This is a genomic window from Agrobacterium sp. MA01, from assembly GCF_009650195.1.
In the GTDB taxonomy this organism is placed as follows: domain Bacteria; phylum Pseudomonadota; class Alphaproteobacteria; order Rhizobiales; family Rhizobiaceae; genus Allorhizobium.
Genome location: NZ_CP045854.1, coordinates 3,518,134 through 3,534,190 on the forward strand (window position 1 = coordinate 3,518,134; position 16,057 = coordinate 3,534,190).

Here is a 16,057-nt window from a genome sequence, read left to right on the forward strand (position 1 = left end):
CCGGCGTGATCCACGCCGGGCTTTTCGATATCGGTCGAGCTACAGCTCTTAGTTCTTGGCGCGCTCGACGTAGGAATTGTCTTCGGTCGCGATGACGACGCGGATGCCGGCGTCGACATGCGGCGGAACCATGGTCCGGATGCCGTTCGACAGGATCGCCGGCTTGTAAGACGACGAGGCCGTCTGGCCCTTGACGACCGGTTCCGTCTCGACGATCTCGAGCGTTACGTGGCGCGGCAGCTGGATGGCAAGCGCGACGCCTTCGTGCATGGACAGGATGCAGACCATGCCTTCCTGCAGATAGGCCTTCTGGTCGCCCATGGTTTCGACGTCAACGACAACCTGGTCGTAGTTCTCAGGGTTCATGAAGTGGAAGCCTTCGCCGTCCTCGTAGAGGAACTGGTGATTGACGTCTTCAACGAACGCGCGCTCGACCTGCTCGGTCGTGCGCCAGCGCTCGGAAACCTTCACGCCGTCAACGATGCGGCGCATGTTGACCTGAGTGACAGGCGTGCCCTTGCCCGGGTGGAAGTTTTCAGCCGTCAGGACGACGTAGAGCTTGCCGTCGACGTCGATCACGTTGCCCTTGCGCACCGACGAGGCGATAATCTTGACCATTGGAATTCCTTGTATCTGCGTAAGACCCGTCGTAAAGGACGGCCGTCCCGACTGACCTCTTTGAATTTCTCGGGCGCAACTAACCCAAATCCGGTAAAATAGCCAGCCCGTGTTGAGAAATGGACCGAGATTCCGGCATGACTGACAGCCGCCAATCATCCCCTTCTTGGTGGCGCAGGTCCGTACATGCGGACCGCCGTCCCTTCCTGATGGGCCGAAACCGGATCCAGGCGGCTTTTCGCGCGCATTTCACCGAGCATGACTTCGTCGAGGTTGATACCGCGACCCTGCAGGTCTCTCCAGGCAACGAGGCCCATCTGCACGCCTTCCGGACAGATGCCATCGGCCACGATGGAACGGCAGCGCCGCTCTACCTGCACACCTCGCCGGAATTCGCCTGCAAGAAACTGCTCGCCGCCGGTGAAGCCAGGATCGCCTGCTTCGCGCATGTCTATCGAAACCGCGAGCGCGGACCGCTGCACCACCCGGAATTCACCATGCTGGAATGGTATCGGGTCGGCGAGGGATACGAGCAACTTATGCGCGACTGCGTCGATCTGATCGCCTTGGCCGCACGCACGGTCGGAACGCGGCAATTCGCATTCGCTGGCAAGAGCGTCGACCCATTCGCCGAGCCAGAGCGGATCTCTGTCGCAGACGCTTTCGCGCAACACGCCGGCATCGATCTATTGGCCACGATCGCAACGGATGGCACGACGGATCGCAATGCACTGGCCGGGCAACTCGCGGACGCTGGCATTCGCACGGCAGATGACGACACCTGGGCCGACCTCTTCAGCCGGGTCATCGTCGAAAAGGTGGAACCCAGGCTCGGCAACGGCCGCGTGACCATCCTGGATCGCTACCCGGTGGCAGAAGCAGCGCTTGCGCGCCCGTGCCCCGACGATCCCCGTGTCGCGGAACGTTTCGAGGTCTATGCCTGTGGCGTTGAACTCGCCAATGCCTTCGGCGAGCTGACGGACCCTGCCGAACAGCGCCGGCGCTTCGAAGCTGAAATGCAAGAGAAGAGCCGCGTCTATGGCGAGACCTATCCACTCGATGAGGACTTCCTCGAAGCCCTCGCAGAAATGCCGGACGCATCGGGCATCGCGCTCGGCTTTGACCGTCTGGTGATGCTGGCGACAGGCGCGCTGAGGATCGACCAGGTTATCTGGGCGCCGGTGGCGGAGACGCATTTTGGCTGAGACGACCCTGCGCTCCGTGGCCGACCTCGTGGCACAAGGGCTCATCCGTGAGGAGGAGACCACGATGCTCGACGCCGTGGCGGAGCGTTACGCGATAGCGCTCACTCCCACGGTACGCGCCCTCATCGACCCGACAGATCCGCACGATCCCATAGCCGCCCAGTATATTCCCTCGGCTGCCGAGCTGATCGATCATCCGGCAGAGCGCCTCGATCCGATCGGCGACCATCCGCATTCCCCTGTCGAGGGTATCGTTCACCGCTATCCTGACCGGGTTCTCCTGAAGCTCGTGCATGTCTGTCCGGTCTATTGCCGCTTCTGCTTCCGCCGCGAAATGGTCGGCCCGCAGGGCGACGGCAACCTTGCGGGTGAGCGCCTGAAAAACGCGCTCGACTATATCGCGGCAAATACGGGCATCTGGGAGGTCATCCTGACGGGCGGTGATCCACTGATCCTGTCTCCACGACGCCTGCGGGAAGTGTCCGAGCGTCTGGTTGCCATGGATCACGTGAGGGTCCTGCGGATCCACACCCGCGTGCCGGCTGTCGATCCCGAGCGCATTACGACCGAGATGGTCGAGGCGCTGACGCTGAGCGGCAAAAGCGTGATCCTTGCGCTGCACGCCAACCATCCCCGTGAACTGACGCCGGAGGTGCGCGCTGCTTGTCGGCGGCTGATCGCCGGCGGCGTCCAGTTGGTCAGCCAGAGCGTGCTCCTCAAGGGTGTGAATGATGACGCCGAGACACTGACATCGCTGATGCGGGCATTCGTCGAGACCGGCATCAAGCCCTACTATCTGCATCACCCCGACATGGCGCCGGGCACCGGCCACTTCCGCCTATCCATCGCCGAAGGGCAGGCTCTCATGCGGGAGCTTCGCACGCGGATATCAGGCGTTTGCATCCCCCACTACATCCTCGACCTGCCCGGCGGGCACGGCAAGGTGGCACTCGGTGAGGACGCGGTCCGCGATCTCGGTGATGGGCGGTACGCTGTGCGCGACCGCAAGGGGCAGGAACATCTCTACCCCTGAGCGACCGCGCCAGCCGACAGACCATGCACGATGATCGGCACCGTTTCCGGCCTGTTAAGCTTTCATGCACACCATGACCCGATTTGTGGCAGAGCATTGACGGACGGGACAATAGCGGTGGTGGATATTTCGGCTTCGAAGACGCGTGATCGAAAAACGATGTCTTATCTTCTATTGTCTCCGATCGCTTGGCTCTGGCTGACGGTAGCCGCGCTTTTCGTCCTGCTCACACTCCCGCTCGCGGTGCCGATCGGCCCGATGTACTGGGACACCTATATCTATCTGGATGCCGCACAGCGCATCCGAATGGGCCAGATCCCAAGCATCGACTTTTCCACGCCTGTGGGCGCGCTGGGTTACTACCTTTTTGCCTGGGGGCTCGACCTCTTCCCGCGGGCGCAGCCGCTTCTTTTGGTCCAATGGTCACAGCTCGCGGTCACCGCACCGCTGATGACGTTGGTGCTGATCGACGCCGACAGGAAAAGCCGCGCCACGGCCTTCCTCCTGCTGATCCCTTTTCTCGTCTTTGCCGCCTTCCCGGCCAATGCCCAGTTCTTCCATTCCTATCCGGGGCTTGATGGCTTCGGCATTTACAACCGGCAGACCTCGCTTCTTCTCTATGTCTTGACCGCAGGCCTCGTTTTCATGCGCGGCGGCCCGCGCTTTGCGCTCTTCTGCGCCCTGGTCATGCTGGCCCTGTTTCTCACCAAGATCACAGGCTTCCTCGTCGGTGGCCTGGTCGGCCTCGGCGCCGTGCTCGCCCGCCGGATTTCACTTGGCAATCTCGTACTTGCCGCGGCCGCCTTTCTGCTTCCACTCGTGATCATCGAACTCGGCACCGGCATGATCTCGGCCTACATCCGGGATATCCTAGACCTGATCGCCATGAACCAGGATGCCTTGCTGCCGCGGTTCCTGACCGTCGCCTCGGGCAAGCTCGACGTCTTGATGCCGGCCGGTCTGCTTCTGCTGGTGATGATCTGGGCGGATCTCAACTATGCATCCGAGCCGAGACGGTTCTTCGACCGATCCTACTGGTGGTTCGGCATCTCCCTGCTCGGCGGAACGATCCTTGAGACCCAGAACACGGGCAGCCAGGAATTCATCTTTATCTGGCCGGTTCTGTTGATGGCCTATGACCGACTGCCGCAATTGGTCGACCGGACGAAGATAGCCTTTCTCGTGCTGGCCGCCTTCTGCACCGTCCCGACACTCAGCAAGGTCGCACACAAGACCCTGAGATCGGTCGCGGTCGCTCCGACCTATGTCCAGCCCGACGTTCCTCTCCTGCGCAACATGCAGCAGGTGTCGATGCGGCCGGATGTACTGGAGCGGGCAGTCATGCTGGAGAACCATTACGCCACCCAGGGAGCGGCATACATTGACCTGGCAAACCAGGGCCAACTACCGAGCTGGCAACTCTACAGCGAGCTCGATTATCAGACCTACTGGGTCATTTCCGCAGACATCCTGGTCAAGGCGCTGCTGCAATTCGAGACGGACAACCAGATCCGCCTGCAAAGTCTGATGACGCTCGATTTCGTCAATCCGTTTCCCTGGATCCTCGACCGCGACGCGACCCGCAAGATCCAGATCGGGGCAGACCCATTCCGAACCGTGAGACAGGTGTCAGCCGACGCACTGGAAGCGGTTCGAGCAACCGACGGGGTGCTTCGCCCGAAATGCCCTGTCACGACCGGGCGGCGGATGCTTGAGGAACGTTATGCGGCAGCGCTCGGCGGACGCCAGGTGGTCGCTCTCGACCCTTGCTGGGATCTCCTGCTACGTCCGGGCATGTTGAAGCCCCAATAAAAAGGCCGGGCTCAGGGCCCGGCCGGTAGGCTTTCATGGTCGTGGGGTTCACTTCACCTGAGCGGTGACGAAATCCTTCACGATCCGGATAATCCCGCGCGACATCACCTCGTCCAGCGCCGCGATGAACTGGTCGACATGTTCCCGCTCGCAGATAAGCGGCGGCTCGAGGCGGATGACGTTGCGGTTATACTCGGTGAACGCCACCAGCACGCCATGATCGCGCAGCAGATGGCTGCCGATGAAGCCCGGCAGCGAGCCCTTCAGCTTGTCGTCGAGCATCGCGATGACCGGACGCAGCACCAGCGGCATGGTCTGCGAGAAGTCGTGGAATTCGAGGCCCACCATCATCCCCTGGCCACGGACTTCCTTGATCAGGCTCGGGTAACGCGCCTGCAGGGTCCGGAGCTGGTCGAGCAGGTAATCGCCGACCTCTGCGGTGCGATCGATCAGGCCCTCGTCGTAGAGAACGTTGAGGGCTTCGATTGAGGTGATGCAGGCTTCGCCGATGCCGCCAAAGGTCGCCATGGCGTGGATCATCGCCGTCTTAGGCGTACCATATGCCTTCATGTAAACCTCGCGTCGCGCGATCATCGCAGCCATCGCGGTCTTGCCCCCGCCGAGTGACTTGGCGAGCGCGGTCACGTCAGGGACGACACCGTAATGCTCGAAGGCGTAGAACTTGCCGGTACGGCCGAGACCGCACTGGACCTCGTCGGCAACCCAGAGAACGCCATACTGGTCGCAGAGCTGGCGCAGCTTCTGCCAGAAGGCCGCATCCGCCTGAATGATGCCCCCACCGCCCTGGACGGTTTCGAGCACGATGACACCAATTTCCGGATCGCTGCGGAAGGCGTTCTCGATCGCTTCGATATCGCCGAACGGCACGCGAACCGTATTGTCGACCAGCTTGAACTGGCCGCGATAAAGCGAACCGTCGGTGATCGACAGGACGCCCTTTGTCTTTCCGTGGAAGGAATTCTCGGCATAGACGACCTTCGGCTTCTGCGGGCCGGCAGCCCGCTCGGCCACCTTGATCGCAGCTTCCATGGCTTCCGAACCGGACGAGCCAAGAAAGACCATGTCGAGATCACCGGGCGAGCAGGCCGCCAGATTGTGCGCAAGCGCCGTCGCATATTGCGACATGAAAGCGATCGCGATCTCGTGGCGCTTCTCGTCCTGGAAGGTCTTGCGCGCCTCGATGATGCGCGGATGATTATGGCCGAAGGCAAGCGACCCGAAGCCGCCGAAGAAGTCGAGGATCTTCCGGCCGTTCTGGTCGTAGTAATACATGCCCTCGGCACGCTCGACCTTGATCTTGTGGAAGCCGAGCAGCTTCATGAAATGCAGCTGGCCGGGATTGAGGTGCTGCGTGAAGAGGTCGGTCATCTGCGGAAGGTCAAGCGCCTTGGCCTGATCGACCGACAGAAGGTTCGGCTTTTCGGTTTTCGCGCGGGGCGCCTTCACCGCATCGAGGGTCGGCTGTTCGTTCAATCTGACTGCAGTATTCATCACTGTCTCCTCACGCAGCCTTTGATGCTGCGGCATGGGGTTCAACACGACCTTCAAGCGATTTCCGGTATTCGCTATAGGCGGCGATCAGCATGTCCTCGTCACGATACTGCGGCACCCAGCCGAGTTCGCGTTCGCCCTTGGACACGTCGAGGATGCACATCTCGTCGGCGATCAGATATTGCTCCGGGTCCATCAGCGGCATGTTGATGAGATCGAGGAAATCGAGCGTGCGCTTGACCGCCCAGGCGGGAGTCGGCACCAGGATCGACTTCGAGCCCGCATGCTTGACCAGATCGCCGAGCAGCTTCTTCACCGGCGGCGGGTTGAGCGAGCCGAGATTGTAGACCTCGTTCGGTACGCCGGCCTTGAAGGCGGCATGCGCCGCCGAGGCGCAGTCGAACACCGAGATGAACTGATAGGGGTTCTTGCCCGAACCGATCATCGGCACCGGCAGATTGTTGTCGATCAGCTTGAAGAGCTTGGCGAGAATGCCGAGACGGCCCGGGCCGATGATCAGGCGCGGGCGAAACAGGCTGATATTCATGCCGCGCTTGCGCCAGTCCGCCGCCAGTTCCTCGGTCTTCAGCTTGGAAAGCCCGTATTCGCCGAGCGGCTTACACGGATGATCCTCCGTCTGCGGCCAGCTATAGGTATGGCCATAGACCATGTCGGTGGTGAAGTGCACCAGCGACTTCGCGCCGGCGGCATCCATCGCCTTGATGATGTTTTCGGTGCCATAAAAATTGACCGGGAAGAAGAAGTCGTGCCGCTTGGCGCGGACCTGGATCGGCGACAGCATCTTGGCGGACAAGTTGTAGACCATGTCGTCGGCGCCGATGCCGAGCTTGCGGATCGAATCCGGATCCGTGACATCCGTCGGGACAAAGCGCGCATCACGGTAATGCGGCAGGTCGCTGTTCACGATATCGGCAACGACGACCTCGTGACCGTCGGCAAGCAGTCTGGGTGCCAGGTAGCGTCCGACGAACCCGTCTCCACCGAAGATGATGTGTCTCATGTTCTAAACCCCGTTTTCTTCTTGGTTTTTTGTCGTGTCAGATTGGTTTGAAGCTCAGGTCTCGACCGCTTTCGCAATCGAGCTGTCTTCCGCTGTTTTGGTGCTGCTACTGCCGCTTTGGGCAATCAGGACGGTGCCGATGCAGATGAAGGCGATGCCGGCAATCTTCAGCCCGCCAAGCTCCTCCTTGAACAGAAGCCAGGCGCAGAGAGCGACGGCGACATAGGCAAGGCTTAGGAAGGGATAGGCGAAGGAAAGGTCGACCTTCGAGAGCACGTAGAGATGCGAAGCCATCGACACCACGAACATGGCAAGGCCGAAGAAGACCCAGGGATTGAACAGGATCTGGAAGATCCGCTGGATCATCGTATCGGCCGAAAAGCTGATCGGACCCAGCGTGATCATGCCGTATTTCAGCATCAGCTGTGCGGCTGCATTGGTCATCACCGTGAACAGGATGAAGGGGATGTATTTCATGATGTCCTCTCGTCGGATGGTCTGTCCGGTCTCGTCATGAGTGCGATGAATTCAGTACAGCGCGTTGCCAGAAGTTCGATGAGAACCCCGGATCGCGCCACGTCTCGAGTTCGGACCAGCTGGGAAAGCCGGCCTTGAAGGTGGCCGGGCTCATCCGCTGGTCCTTGTAGGGATTGACGCGACCGCCGGCCTTGATCGTGAGGCGGTCGAGTGTCTCAAGAAGCGCAAGGGTTGGCGCGCCGCGGTTGGGAAAATCCATGGTCAGGGTGTAGCCCGGTCGCGGGAAAGACAGGAGACCGGGAGAACCGATATCGCCGAAACGCTTCAACACCGTCAGGAAGGAGGCGTGAGCAGCATCCCGGCTCGCCTGAAGCAGCAGCGGGATCGTCTGCCGTGCGGCTTCGAACGGAATGACGCTCTGGTGCTGGAAAAGGCCACGCGGACCGTAGAGCCTGTTCCAGTGACCGACGCCATCGAGCGGATAAAAGAAGCTTCCGTAGCTCGCCCGGTGCACGCCGTGTTTGCGGCTCTTCGCCGCAAAATAGGCTGCGTTGAAAGCCGAAAGGCTGAGGCGGTTGAGGGCCGAGAAAGGGAGATCGAAGGGAACAGCCAAACGGCTGGCCCGCCTCTCGACGTCACGATTGCCGTTTTCGGCATGGTTGCCGGTGATCAGCACGCCGCGTCCTGCGGAACGACCCGCCGCCAGCTGGTCGACCCAGGCCACCGCATATTCGTTGATCCGGTCGGCCTCTTCGGCCCGATCGAAGTAGTCGCCAAGATTGGCGAAGGCGACGACCTCTTCGTCAATATCCAGCGAAGACACGCGCATCAGCTTGAGCCGTGCGCGGGTGATGATCCCGGTCAGTCCCATGCCGCCGATCGTCGCGGCAAACAGAGCTGCATTGCTCGTCGCCGAACAGTGATGGGTTTCGCCATCGGAACGCAGAAGTTCGAAGCTTGCCACATGGCAGCCGAAAGTGCCGCGCAGATGGTGGTTCTTGCCGTGGACATCGTTGGCAATGGCCCCGCCGAGCGTCACATGGCGTGTTCCTGGCGTCACCGGCAGGAAGAAGCCATGCGGTGCCACCAGAGCGATGATGTCTTCCAGCGTTACGCCAGCGGCAGCGTCGAGGAGACCGCTTTCGGGATCGAGCGACATATCGGCCGAGGGCGCACGCATCGGCACCAGCGCGCCGCTGTCGTTATGGCAACTGTCCCCATAGGACCGACCATTGCCGAACGGCAAAAGCGACAAACCAGCGCCATCAGCCGGGGCCCGCAGTCTTGCGAGGGCGTCGGCCACCGGTAGCGCCATGCGCTGCCGCCGTTCGACCCGCCCGAAGCTGTCGAAAGCGCCCAGCATCACACCATCCCGGCGACGATGAGGAGTGCCGCACCGATCGCAATGAAGATCTGGCTGCGCCAGTCCGAGGCGATGAAGACGACCGGATCTTCGTTCATTTCCCGGCGATGGGCGAGAACCCAGACGCGCATGTTGATATAGAGCACGATCGGCACCAGCGGCCAGATCAGCCAGGGCTCGGAATAGAGGTTCCCGACGACGTCGCTGTTGATGTAGAGCGCCAGAACAAGGACGGCGGTGAAACCGGAAGACACGCCGCTCTGACCGACGATGCCGATATCCTCCGGCCGATATCCGCGGCCGGCGATCCGTGACTGCTCCGGGGCTCCGGAATGCTGCAATTCGACATAGCGCTTCAGGAATGCGAGCGAGAGGAAGAAGAACAACGCAAAGGCCATCAGCCAGAAGGACATTGGGATGTCCGCCGCCAGCTTGCCGCCGAGGAGGCGCAGAGTGTACAGTCCGGCCAGGCAAATGACGTCGAGCAGCAGCATCCGCTTGATCGCCAGCGAATAAGCCGTGGTGGTAACGATATAAACAGCGATAATCGCGGCAAACATCGGCGGCAGAAAGAAGCAGATCGCCGCAGCAATCGCCAGAAGAGCCGCAGAACACATGAGGCCAAAGGGGATGGACAGCGCACCGCTGGCAAAGGGCCGATGCCGTTTGCGCGGGTGGACGCGATCGAGCGGCAGATCGATGATGTCGTTGATGATGTAGATCGCCGAGGCCGACGCCGAAAACGCGATAAAGGCCAGCGTCGCCGAAAACATCGTTTCGGCAATCAGGAAATCATGGGCCAGCACCGGCGGAGCGAACACCAGAAGGTTTTTCAGCCACTGATGCACCCGCAACATCTTGAGATATGTCTTGAAATGGGTGCGGGGCGCGTCGAAACGCATGGTGTCATGCGCCTGCTGGAAGCGCGAGGCCGCCCGGTCGGGCGCAACGACGACGGCGTTGCGGGCGCGGTCGAAGATCGCAAGGTCAGCGCGATCATTGCCCGCATAGTCGAACCCGTATTCTCCGTATTCGTCGACCAGCGCCGACGCTTTCGCCTTGCTGGCGAGATTGATCCCGTCGCGTGTGGCAAACACCTTGGAGAATATGCCGAGATGGGCGGCAACCGCCTGCGCCAAGGGCTCCGCCGCTGCGGTCGCGAGAACGATGGTGCGGCCTGAAGCGCGTTCCGCCCTGAGATAGTCGAGGAAGTCCTGACGATATGGCAGCCGCGATGCGTCGAGCGTGACCCGTCGAGCCAGCTCAAGCTTGAGGCGCGCCTTGCCAGCCAGCGCCCAGATCGGAAGCAGAAAGACGATGAGCGGGTTGGTCTTGAGGGCGAGAAAGATCGTCTCCCAAAGAAGATCCGTCGCAATCAGCGTTCCATCCAGATCGACCGCAAGCGGCAGATCCCGGCTCTCTTGTAATCTGGCGTCCATTCTCGCTGCACTCCCAGAACGCAATACCAATCAAAGATGCATGGCAGCAGGACCAACCCGGCATGCAAACAACTGAAACAAGGGAAGCAATGCGCCGTGCTTCCGATCACTTGATGCGCCTTTACCTCGCAAGGCTGGCCACCCGTGACATGTCTGAACAACTTACGCGATCGAGAGGGACGTCTGCCTTCAATAGGCAAAGCCCCGTCACGAACCTGTGAAACGTTAGGTGTCGAGGCATGAATTCGGAGTTAATGGGGTACCGAAGTGGCCAGGTTTAAAGGAATGTTCACGCCCCTAACTGAGAATAAGGTTTAAGAATTGCATCTCGAAAAAGTATCGTGTCTCGCATAGGTGGCGATTTGTCCTTGCATCTGGTCTTCGTCACGTCGCTCGTTGCACAAGCCAATCCCTCAACAGGTTATGAACTTGCCAATGCGGCCCTGCTGGAAGGCTTGGCACGGGCAGGCGTGCGCATCACGGTCATCGGCTGCGCCTGGCCAGGACAGGCCGTCGCACCGGATGCGGAGGCCGCTCTGGGCGAGGTGGAAGTGCGAACCGAAAAGGCTGGCCCCTGGCTCAAGATCAAATGGCTACTCATGTCTCTTGCGACGGGACTGCCGATGTCGAGCGCCAAGCTGCGTGTGATACGAAAGGAAGCTGTGCGAAGCGCAATCACGGCCGCTGGCCCGTTCGACGGCTATGTCTTGAACGGCGTCGCCCTCGCGGGAGCCTTTCCGGATCTCTTCACCGACAAGCCATCGATCTTTGTCGCTCACAATGTCGAGCATCGCTCGTCGGCCGAGAACGCCCGCAATGCCGGCTCCTTGATCAAGCGCATTCTGTTCGTCCGTGATGCGCGACTTCTGAAGACACTTGAGCAAAGGCTCAGGGACCGGTCGACCAGCGTCGTGACCTTCGCTGCCGAGGACGCGGTGGATCTCGGCGTTCCGCCGGAGCGCTCCGTATTCCTCCCCTTAAGTATTCAGAGATCGACGCGGCTCCCGGAGACGAGAAAACTGGCGCATGATCTTGCCCTCTTGGGCACCTGGACATGGCATCCCAATCGGATCGGGCTGGAATGGTTCTTGAACGAGGTGACGCCCAGGCTGCTCGACGATGTGCGCATCAGGGTCGCTGGCAGCACCCCGGCCGATCTTGCCTCTGCCTGGCCCGATGTCGACTTCGTCGGAAGGGTGGAACGCGCGACCGACTTCGTCGCTGAAAGCGCCGTGATCCCGCTGATCAGTCGAGCCGGCACGGGCGTCCAGTTGAAGACGATCGAAACCTTCTCGCTCGGCCTGCCGAGCGTGGCGACGACAAGCTCGGTCCGCGGCATTGCGGCGATCCCCGACAATTGCACCATTGCTGACGATCCCGAAAGTTTCGCTGCAGCGCTCAACGACAAGATACTTCGGGCGCGGGCGGGCAACCTTCAGCGGCTCGATGGCCGGGTCTTTGCCGAAACACAGGCCCAGCTGATGGATGCCGGCATCAGGCAGATGCTCGACATGCTGACCGGGGCCACATCAGGCGCAAAGGAAGCTCTGTCATGAAGACAGCCATTGTCACCGCGAGCTATCACGCGGACTTCGAACGGTTCCGTTTGCTCTGCGAGACGCTGGACACGCATGTCACGGGATACACGAAACATTATGTGCTCGTCGAAGACCGCGATGTTCCGCTGTTCCGGCAACTGCAATCGCCGCGCAGGGTGATCATCGGAGAGAAGGACCTCTTGCCATCCTGGCTGAAGGTCTTTCCCGATCCGCTGACCATGGGCCGACGTCGCATCTGGCTATCGTTCAAGACTAAGCCGCTTCGCGGTTGGCATGTTCAGCAGTTTCGCCGGATAGCCATCGCCGACCTGGTCGAGGACGATGCGTTTCTCTATCTGGATTCCGATGTCGCATTCCTTCGGCCCTATGATTGCAGCCAGCTCTGGCGCGACGAAGCGCTGCGCCTGCTGGTCAGGCCCGGCGCCTTGACGGCAGACTCCATGGACGAACATCGACGCTGGTCCGCCAATGCCGGGGCGTTGTTCGGCCTGCCCGAAACGCAGCGCTCCACGAACGACTATGTCGGCACGATGATCGCCTGGAAACGAAGCAGCATCAGGGACATGTGTGCGCGGATCGAGAGCGTCACGGGCGAGCACTGGATCGCGGCGATGGGCAAGCAGCGCTGTTTCTCGGAATGCATGATGTATGGCCGCTTCGTGGATGACGTCGAGCACGGCGCGGGTCATTTCCACGACCAGACGGAGCTTTGCAAGGTCTTCTGGCTGGCTCCACCGCCCACGGAGGACGAATTCCGTGCCTTCGTGGCGGACATGGCACCTGAACAGGTGGCGCTCGGCATGCAGTCCTTCCTGGGTCTTGAACCCGCAGAAATCCGACGCATCCTCGGCCTATGACTACGATTGGTGAGGTTCGCCGCGAGAACCGTCAGACCCGCTTGGCCGGCAGCCTGAGGCTCGAATAGGTGAAGATGGCCGAGATCACATAGAGACCGGCAAAGACACCATTCAAGGCAACAATCCAGTCCTGGCCCTCATGTGCGAAACTGTTGAGCAGGAGCGCGATCAGCCCGGCCTTGCTCAGTGTCAGAAGTGCAAGACACAACGTGCGCAGCCAGCTTTGCCCACGGGCATACATCAGTTCCCCCTGGTACTCCGCGAGATTGCGAAACCCCGGAACGAGGAGAACAAGCGGCAGCAACTCGGCAACTGGTGCCACGTTGCGGCCGAGCGCATTCGGATAGAGGTGCAGGAGAAAGGCGAGTGTCGCAAGGCCGGCAACGGAGACGATCATCAACCCTGCTTCGATGAGCACCCTGACCTTGAGTGACCTCAACATGTCAGGGCTCTGCATCAGTTTCTGCACCAGGATCGTGTTGAAGGAGCGGATCGGCAGCGCAGTCAGGTCGACGACCCGCATGATGATCGCATAGACACCGGCAACGGCCGGCCCACCGATCCCGAGCACCATCAGCTTGTCGAGCTCCGACTGCAGGTAGAACAGCAGTTCAGCACCCGCGACGGCGAGAGAATCCTGCACCCGCCGAAGATAGAGCCGCATATCGAACCGCAGCCGAACGTGGGGGTAGAAGCAGAGGGCAACGACCAGCGATACGGCATTCGCGCCCATGTACCACCATGCCCAATGCTCGAGGTCCTGGACCGAGGCCTGGCTCCAGAAGAGGCCAGCGGCCGCCGCGCGTGCAGCAGTTCCAAAGATCACCAGGAGAGCAGCGAGCCCGAAACGCTTGAGCCCATTGTTGACGATGATGACGATCTCGGCAGACCGCCAGAGCAAAATCTCGGCGATGATCACCAGGGAAAAGGTGAGCAGACCGACATCGTCGGAAAAGAACAGGAGATAGATCAGCAGCGCTGAGATGATGACGAGCGGCAGGGAGAGAAGAGAAGCGAGCAGATAGCCAACCGTGTAGACGCCGAGTAGCCGCGGCTTGACGACCGCAATGCGATAAAGCGGTGAGCTGAAACCGAGCGCCAGCAGCCGGGAGAGAACGAGCCCGGCGCCCGACGCCGTGGCGAAGATGCCGTAGTCCGCAAGCGGCAGTGTGTTGGCCAGCACGACAAAGTAGGCGAGAGACACGACCAGTCGCCCCGCAGATCCCGATATCACCGAGAAATAGGAGTGTAGGAGCTGCCGGTTTGCAGAAAGGTGCCGAAGGATCGCGTTCACGTGGTGTCCAGAGTTGCTGAAGGCGCAGGTCACATTTCGGACGGCGTCGACACCTGCAGAAGCTACGTCCGAAACGGTTAATTTTCCGATCTTTTAACCATTTGTTTTTGATAAAAAATTAAATTCGCGCCACGCGAACCATTTCCCGAAGCAAGGGCTGACATGTATCTGCGCGATGATCGCACCAGTCACGGAGGCAAAGAGCCCGGCGCCGCAGGCGCAGAGCGCCTATCCGGACACTCCGCAGACACCCGTGTCGGGCGACCTTCCCTGCGGGACATGCTGGAACGCCACGACGACCACCTCGATTTTCTGCGGGCACGCGTATCCATGCTCGAGGGCCAGGTGAACAGCATGGAGGTCGGAGAATCCAGCCCCCCTGCTCCCGCCCCCGTTGTCGTGCCGATCCAGGAGCCTTCGCCTGAAATCTCCACGGACAGTCGTCAGGATGGAAACCGAGACGGCCATGACGTCCGGCGGGATCAGGCCGAATGGAAGCCTCTGATCGACCCCCTCATCGTCATCGACATTCTCAAACGGTCCCATCGCATTCTGATTGCCTCGACGGTGATCGGCGGCCTCTTTGGTGCCGCCTATGCCATGACCCTGCCGAAACTCTGGGTCGCCAGCAGTGACATCCTCGTCGACCCCAGGCAGATCCGCACCGTCGGCGACCAGTTGACCACCGATCAATTGCCCACCGATGCCTCGCTCGCCGTGGTCGAAAGTCAGGCGCGCATCGTCAAGTCGAACAGTGTCCTGTTGAAAGTCATCGAGCAGGCCGATCTCAAGCAGGACCCGGAATTCAACGGCACCCTCCGCCCCTCGGGCCTGAGCGCCCTCTGGTCGCCAGCATCCCAGAGCGACGCCCAGAATGTCGAGTCACGGGTCTTGAACCACCTCCACGAGGTTATCAATGTGAACCGGGATCAGAAGACATTCATCTTTTCGATCTCTGCAGAAACGCGGGATCCGGAGAAGTCCGCGCGTCTGGCCAACATCGTCAGCGACGTCTTTCAGCGCGAACTGGCCTCGATGCAATCCGAAGCTGTTCGCCGCACATCGGACGAACTGTCGAGCCGCCTTACCGACCTGCGCATGAAGCTCGAAGAGGCGGAAAAGGCCGCCGAAAGCTTCCGCAACTCGAATGACCTCGTGAATGTCGACGGCAAACTGATCGTGGACAACGATCTGAAACTGCTGAATGAAAGACTGAGTTCGCTGCGCGTCGAAACCGCCGGCCTGCGCGCCAAGATTACCAGCATCGCGAAGATGGCAGCCTCCAGCGGCGGTGAACTGGCGCTCCCCGAAGACGTGAGTTCCGACACGATCGCGGTCCTGCGCACGCGTTATGCCGATCTGCGCAAGGAACTCGAATCGATCGCGGCCCGCTATGGACCGCAACACCCGAGATATATCGAGGCACAATCGCAGGCCAGTGGGATGCTCAACCAGATCCGTGAGGAACTCAGCCGCATCCGCAGCGCCCTCCAGGTCGAGCTGGATCGCTCCCTCCAGCAGGAAGTGGCACTCACCAGCCGCCTCCGGGAACTCAAGGACACCCAGGCATCGAACAATGATAGCCTCGTCACATTGCGCGAACTCGAGCGCGAGGCGGCGGCACGCCGTTCCGTCTACGAGTCCTTCCTGCTCAGAACCCGCGAAACCGGGGAACAGGAGGCCATTACGCTCGCCAATATTCAGGTCCTGTCGGAGGCCCGCCCACCGCTGGATCCGGTCGGTCCCTCTCGCAAGGTGATCGCCCTTGGCGGCCTGATCGCTGGATTTGGCATCGGCGTTCTGCTCGCCCTTGGCCTCAATTTGACACGCTTGTGGAAACGCCGCGAAGACGCGCAGGCCTGAACGA

Annotated in this window: 13 protein-coding genes; 6 read left to right on the plus strand and 7 right to left on the minus strand. The window is 60.9% G+C overall.

The genetic code is table 11. From position 1 onward, the window contains the following. Positions 1 to 48: 48 nt before the first annotated feature. Positions 49 to 618: an elongation factor P gene (gene efp, locus GH983_RS16965; protein WP_054148625.1), complete on the minus strand. Its 570-nt coding sequence runs from the start codon at positions 616 to 618 to the stop codon at positions 49 to 51. A gap of 137 nt (positions 619 to 755) precedes the next feature. On the opposite strand from efp, the gene epmA reads away from it, so the two are divergent. From epmA to GH983_RS16980, 3 genes are all read left to right on the plus strand, one after another. Then, positions 756 to 1,823 (plus strand): EF-P lysine aminoacylase EpmA, encoded by a 1,068-nt coding sequence (gene epmA, locus GH983_RS16970; protein ID WP_153763023.1) that lies wholly within the window; start codon positions 756 to 758, stop codon positions 1,821 to 1,823. Next, positions 1,813 to 2,856 carry a lysine-2,3-aminomutase-like protein gene (locus tag GH983_RS16975; protein ID WP_371418494.1) on the plus strand — a complete coding sequence of 348 codons (1,044 nt, stop codon included), beginning with the start codon at positions 1,813 to 1,815 and terminating at the stop codon, positions 2,854 to 2,856. Before epmA ends, GH983_RS16975 begins: the two co-directional genes overlap by 11 nt. Positions 2,857 to 3,015: 159 nt before the next feature. Beyond that, entirely contained in the window at positions 3,016 to 4,668 is a 1,653-nt protein-coding gene (locus GH983_RS16980) for a hypothetical protein (protein WP_153763025.1), read from the plus strand. Between the two features lie 48 nt (positions 4,669 to 4,716). Here GH983_RS16980 and GH983_RS16985 read toward each other — a convergent pair whose 3' ends face one another. Genes GH983_RS16985 through GH983_RS17005 form a run of 5 tightly spaced genes read right to left on the minus strand, consistent with a single transcriptional unit; the run spans position 4,717 to position 10,480 of the window. Next, positions 4,717 to 6,180 (minus strand): aspartate aminotransferase family protein, encoded by a 1,464-nt coding sequence (locus GH983_RS16985; RefSeq protein WP_082347589.1) that lies wholly within the window; start codon positions 6,178 to 6,180, stop codon positions 4,717 to 4,719. Positions 6,181 to 6,190: 10 nt separating this feature from the next. After that, positions 6,191 to 7,201 carry an NAD(P)-dependent oxidoreductase gene (locus tag GH983_RS16990; RefSeq protein WP_153763026.1) on the minus strand — a complete coding sequence of 337 codons (1,011 nt, stop codon included), beginning with the start codon at positions 7,199 to 7,201 and terminating at the stop codon, positions 6,191 to 6,193. Between the two features lie 54 nt (positions 7,202 to 7,255). After that, on the minus strand, positions 7,256 to 7,678 hold the full coding sequence (locus GH983_RS16995; protein ID WP_153763027.1) for a transporter: 423 nt from the start codon (positions 7,676 to 7,678) through the stop codon (positions 7,256 to 7,258). Positions 7,679 to 7,712: 34 nt separating this feature from the next. Then, on the minus strand, positions 7,713 to 9,041 hold the full coding sequence (locus tag GH983_RS17000; RefSeq protein WP_153763028.1) for an FAD-binding oxidoreductase: 1,329 nt from the start codon (positions 9,039 to 9,041) through the stop codon (positions 7,713 to 7,715). After that, complete coding sequence (locus tag GH983_RS17005) at positions 9,041 to 10,480, minus strand: UbiA family prenyltransferase (protein ID WP_153763029.1); 1,440 nt, start codon at positions 10,478 to 10,480, stop codon at positions 9,041 to 9,043. The genes GH983_RS17000 and GH983_RS17005 overlap by 1 nt, the downstream gene beginning before the upstream one ends. A 362-nt stretch (positions 10,481 to 10,842) precedes the next feature. On the opposite strand from GH983_RS17005, the gene GH983_RS17010 reads away from it, so the two are divergent. Together GH983_RS17010 and GH983_RS17015 are read left to right on the plus strand one after the other, a co-directional pair. Continuing rightward, positions 10,843 to 12,036, plus strand: coding sequence for a glycosyltransferase family 4 protein (locus tag GH983_RS17010; protein ID WP_153763030.1), 1,194 nt, complete (start codon positions 10,843 to 10,845; stop codon positions 12,034 to 12,036). Further along, complete coding sequence (locus tag GH983_RS17015) at positions 12,033 to 12,896, plus strand: DUF6492 family protein (RefSeq protein ID WP_153763031.1); 864 nt, start codon at positions 12,033 to 12,035, stop codon at positions 12,894 to 12,896. The genes GH983_RS17010 and GH983_RS17015 overlap by 4 nt, the downstream gene beginning before the upstream one ends. Before the next feature lie 31 nt (positions 12,897 to 12,927). Here the strand turns inward: GH983_RS17015 and GH983_RS17020 are convergent, their stop codons facing one another. Further along, positions 12,928 to 14,190 carry a lipopolysaccharide biosynthesis protein gene (locus GH983_RS17020; protein ID WP_153763032.1) on the minus strand — a complete coding sequence of 421 codons (1,263 nt, stop codon included), beginning with the start codon at positions 14,188 to 14,190 and terminating at the stop codon, positions 12,928 to 12,930. A gap of 279 nt (positions 14,191 to 14,469) precedes the next feature. Here GH983_RS17020 and GH983_RS17025 point away from each other — a divergent pair, with 279 nt between their 5' ends. Further along, on the plus strand, positions 14,470 to 16,053 hold the full coding sequence (locus GH983_RS17025; protein WP_236759271.1) for a GumC family protein: 1,584 nt from the start codon (positions 14,470 to 14,472) through the stop codon (positions 16,051 to 16,053). Positions 16,054 to 16,057: the final 4 nt, after the last annotated feature.

Bases quoted from the DNA above. Each gene is read 5' to 3' on its own strand.
- efp (WP_054148625.1), bottom strand. From the start codon at position 618: ATGGTCAAGATTATCGCCTCGTCGGTGCGCAAGGGCAACGTGATCGAC.
- epmA (WP_153763023.1), top strand. From the start codon at position 756: ATGACTGACAGCCGCCAATCATCCCCTTCTTGGTGGCGCAGGTCCGTA.
- GH983_RS16980 (WP_153763025.1), top strand. From the start codon at position 3,016: ATGTCTTATCTTCTATTGTCTCCGATCGCTTGGCTCTGGCTGACGGTA.
- GH983_RS16985 (WP_082347589.1), bottom strand. From the start codon at position 6,180: ATGAATACTGCAGTCAGATTGAACGAACAGCCGACCCTCGATGCGGTG.
- GH983_RS16990 (WP_153763026.1), bottom strand. From the start codon at position 7,201: ATGAGACACATCATCTTCGGTGGAGACGGGTTCGTCGGACGCTACCTG.
- GH983_RS16995 (WP_153763027.1), bottom strand. From the start codon at position 7,678: ATGAAATACATCCCCTTCATCCTGTTCACGGTGATGACCAATGCAGCC.
- GH983_RS17000 (WP_153763028.1), bottom strand. From the start codon at position 9,041: ATGCTGGGCGCTTTCGACAGCTTCGGGCGGGTCGAACGGCGGCAGCGC.
- GH983_RS17005 (WP_153763029.1), bottom strand. From the start codon at position 10,480: ATGGACGCCAGATTACAAGAGAGCCGGGATCTGCCGCTTGCGGTCGAT.
- GH983_RS17015 (WP_153763031.1), top strand. From the start codon at position 12,033: ATGAAGACAGCCATTGTCACCGCGAGCTATCACGCGGACTTCGAACGG.
- GH983_RS17025 (WP_236759271.1), top strand. From the start codon at position 14,470: ATGCTGGAACGCCACGACGACCACCTCGATTTTCTGCGGGCACGCGTA.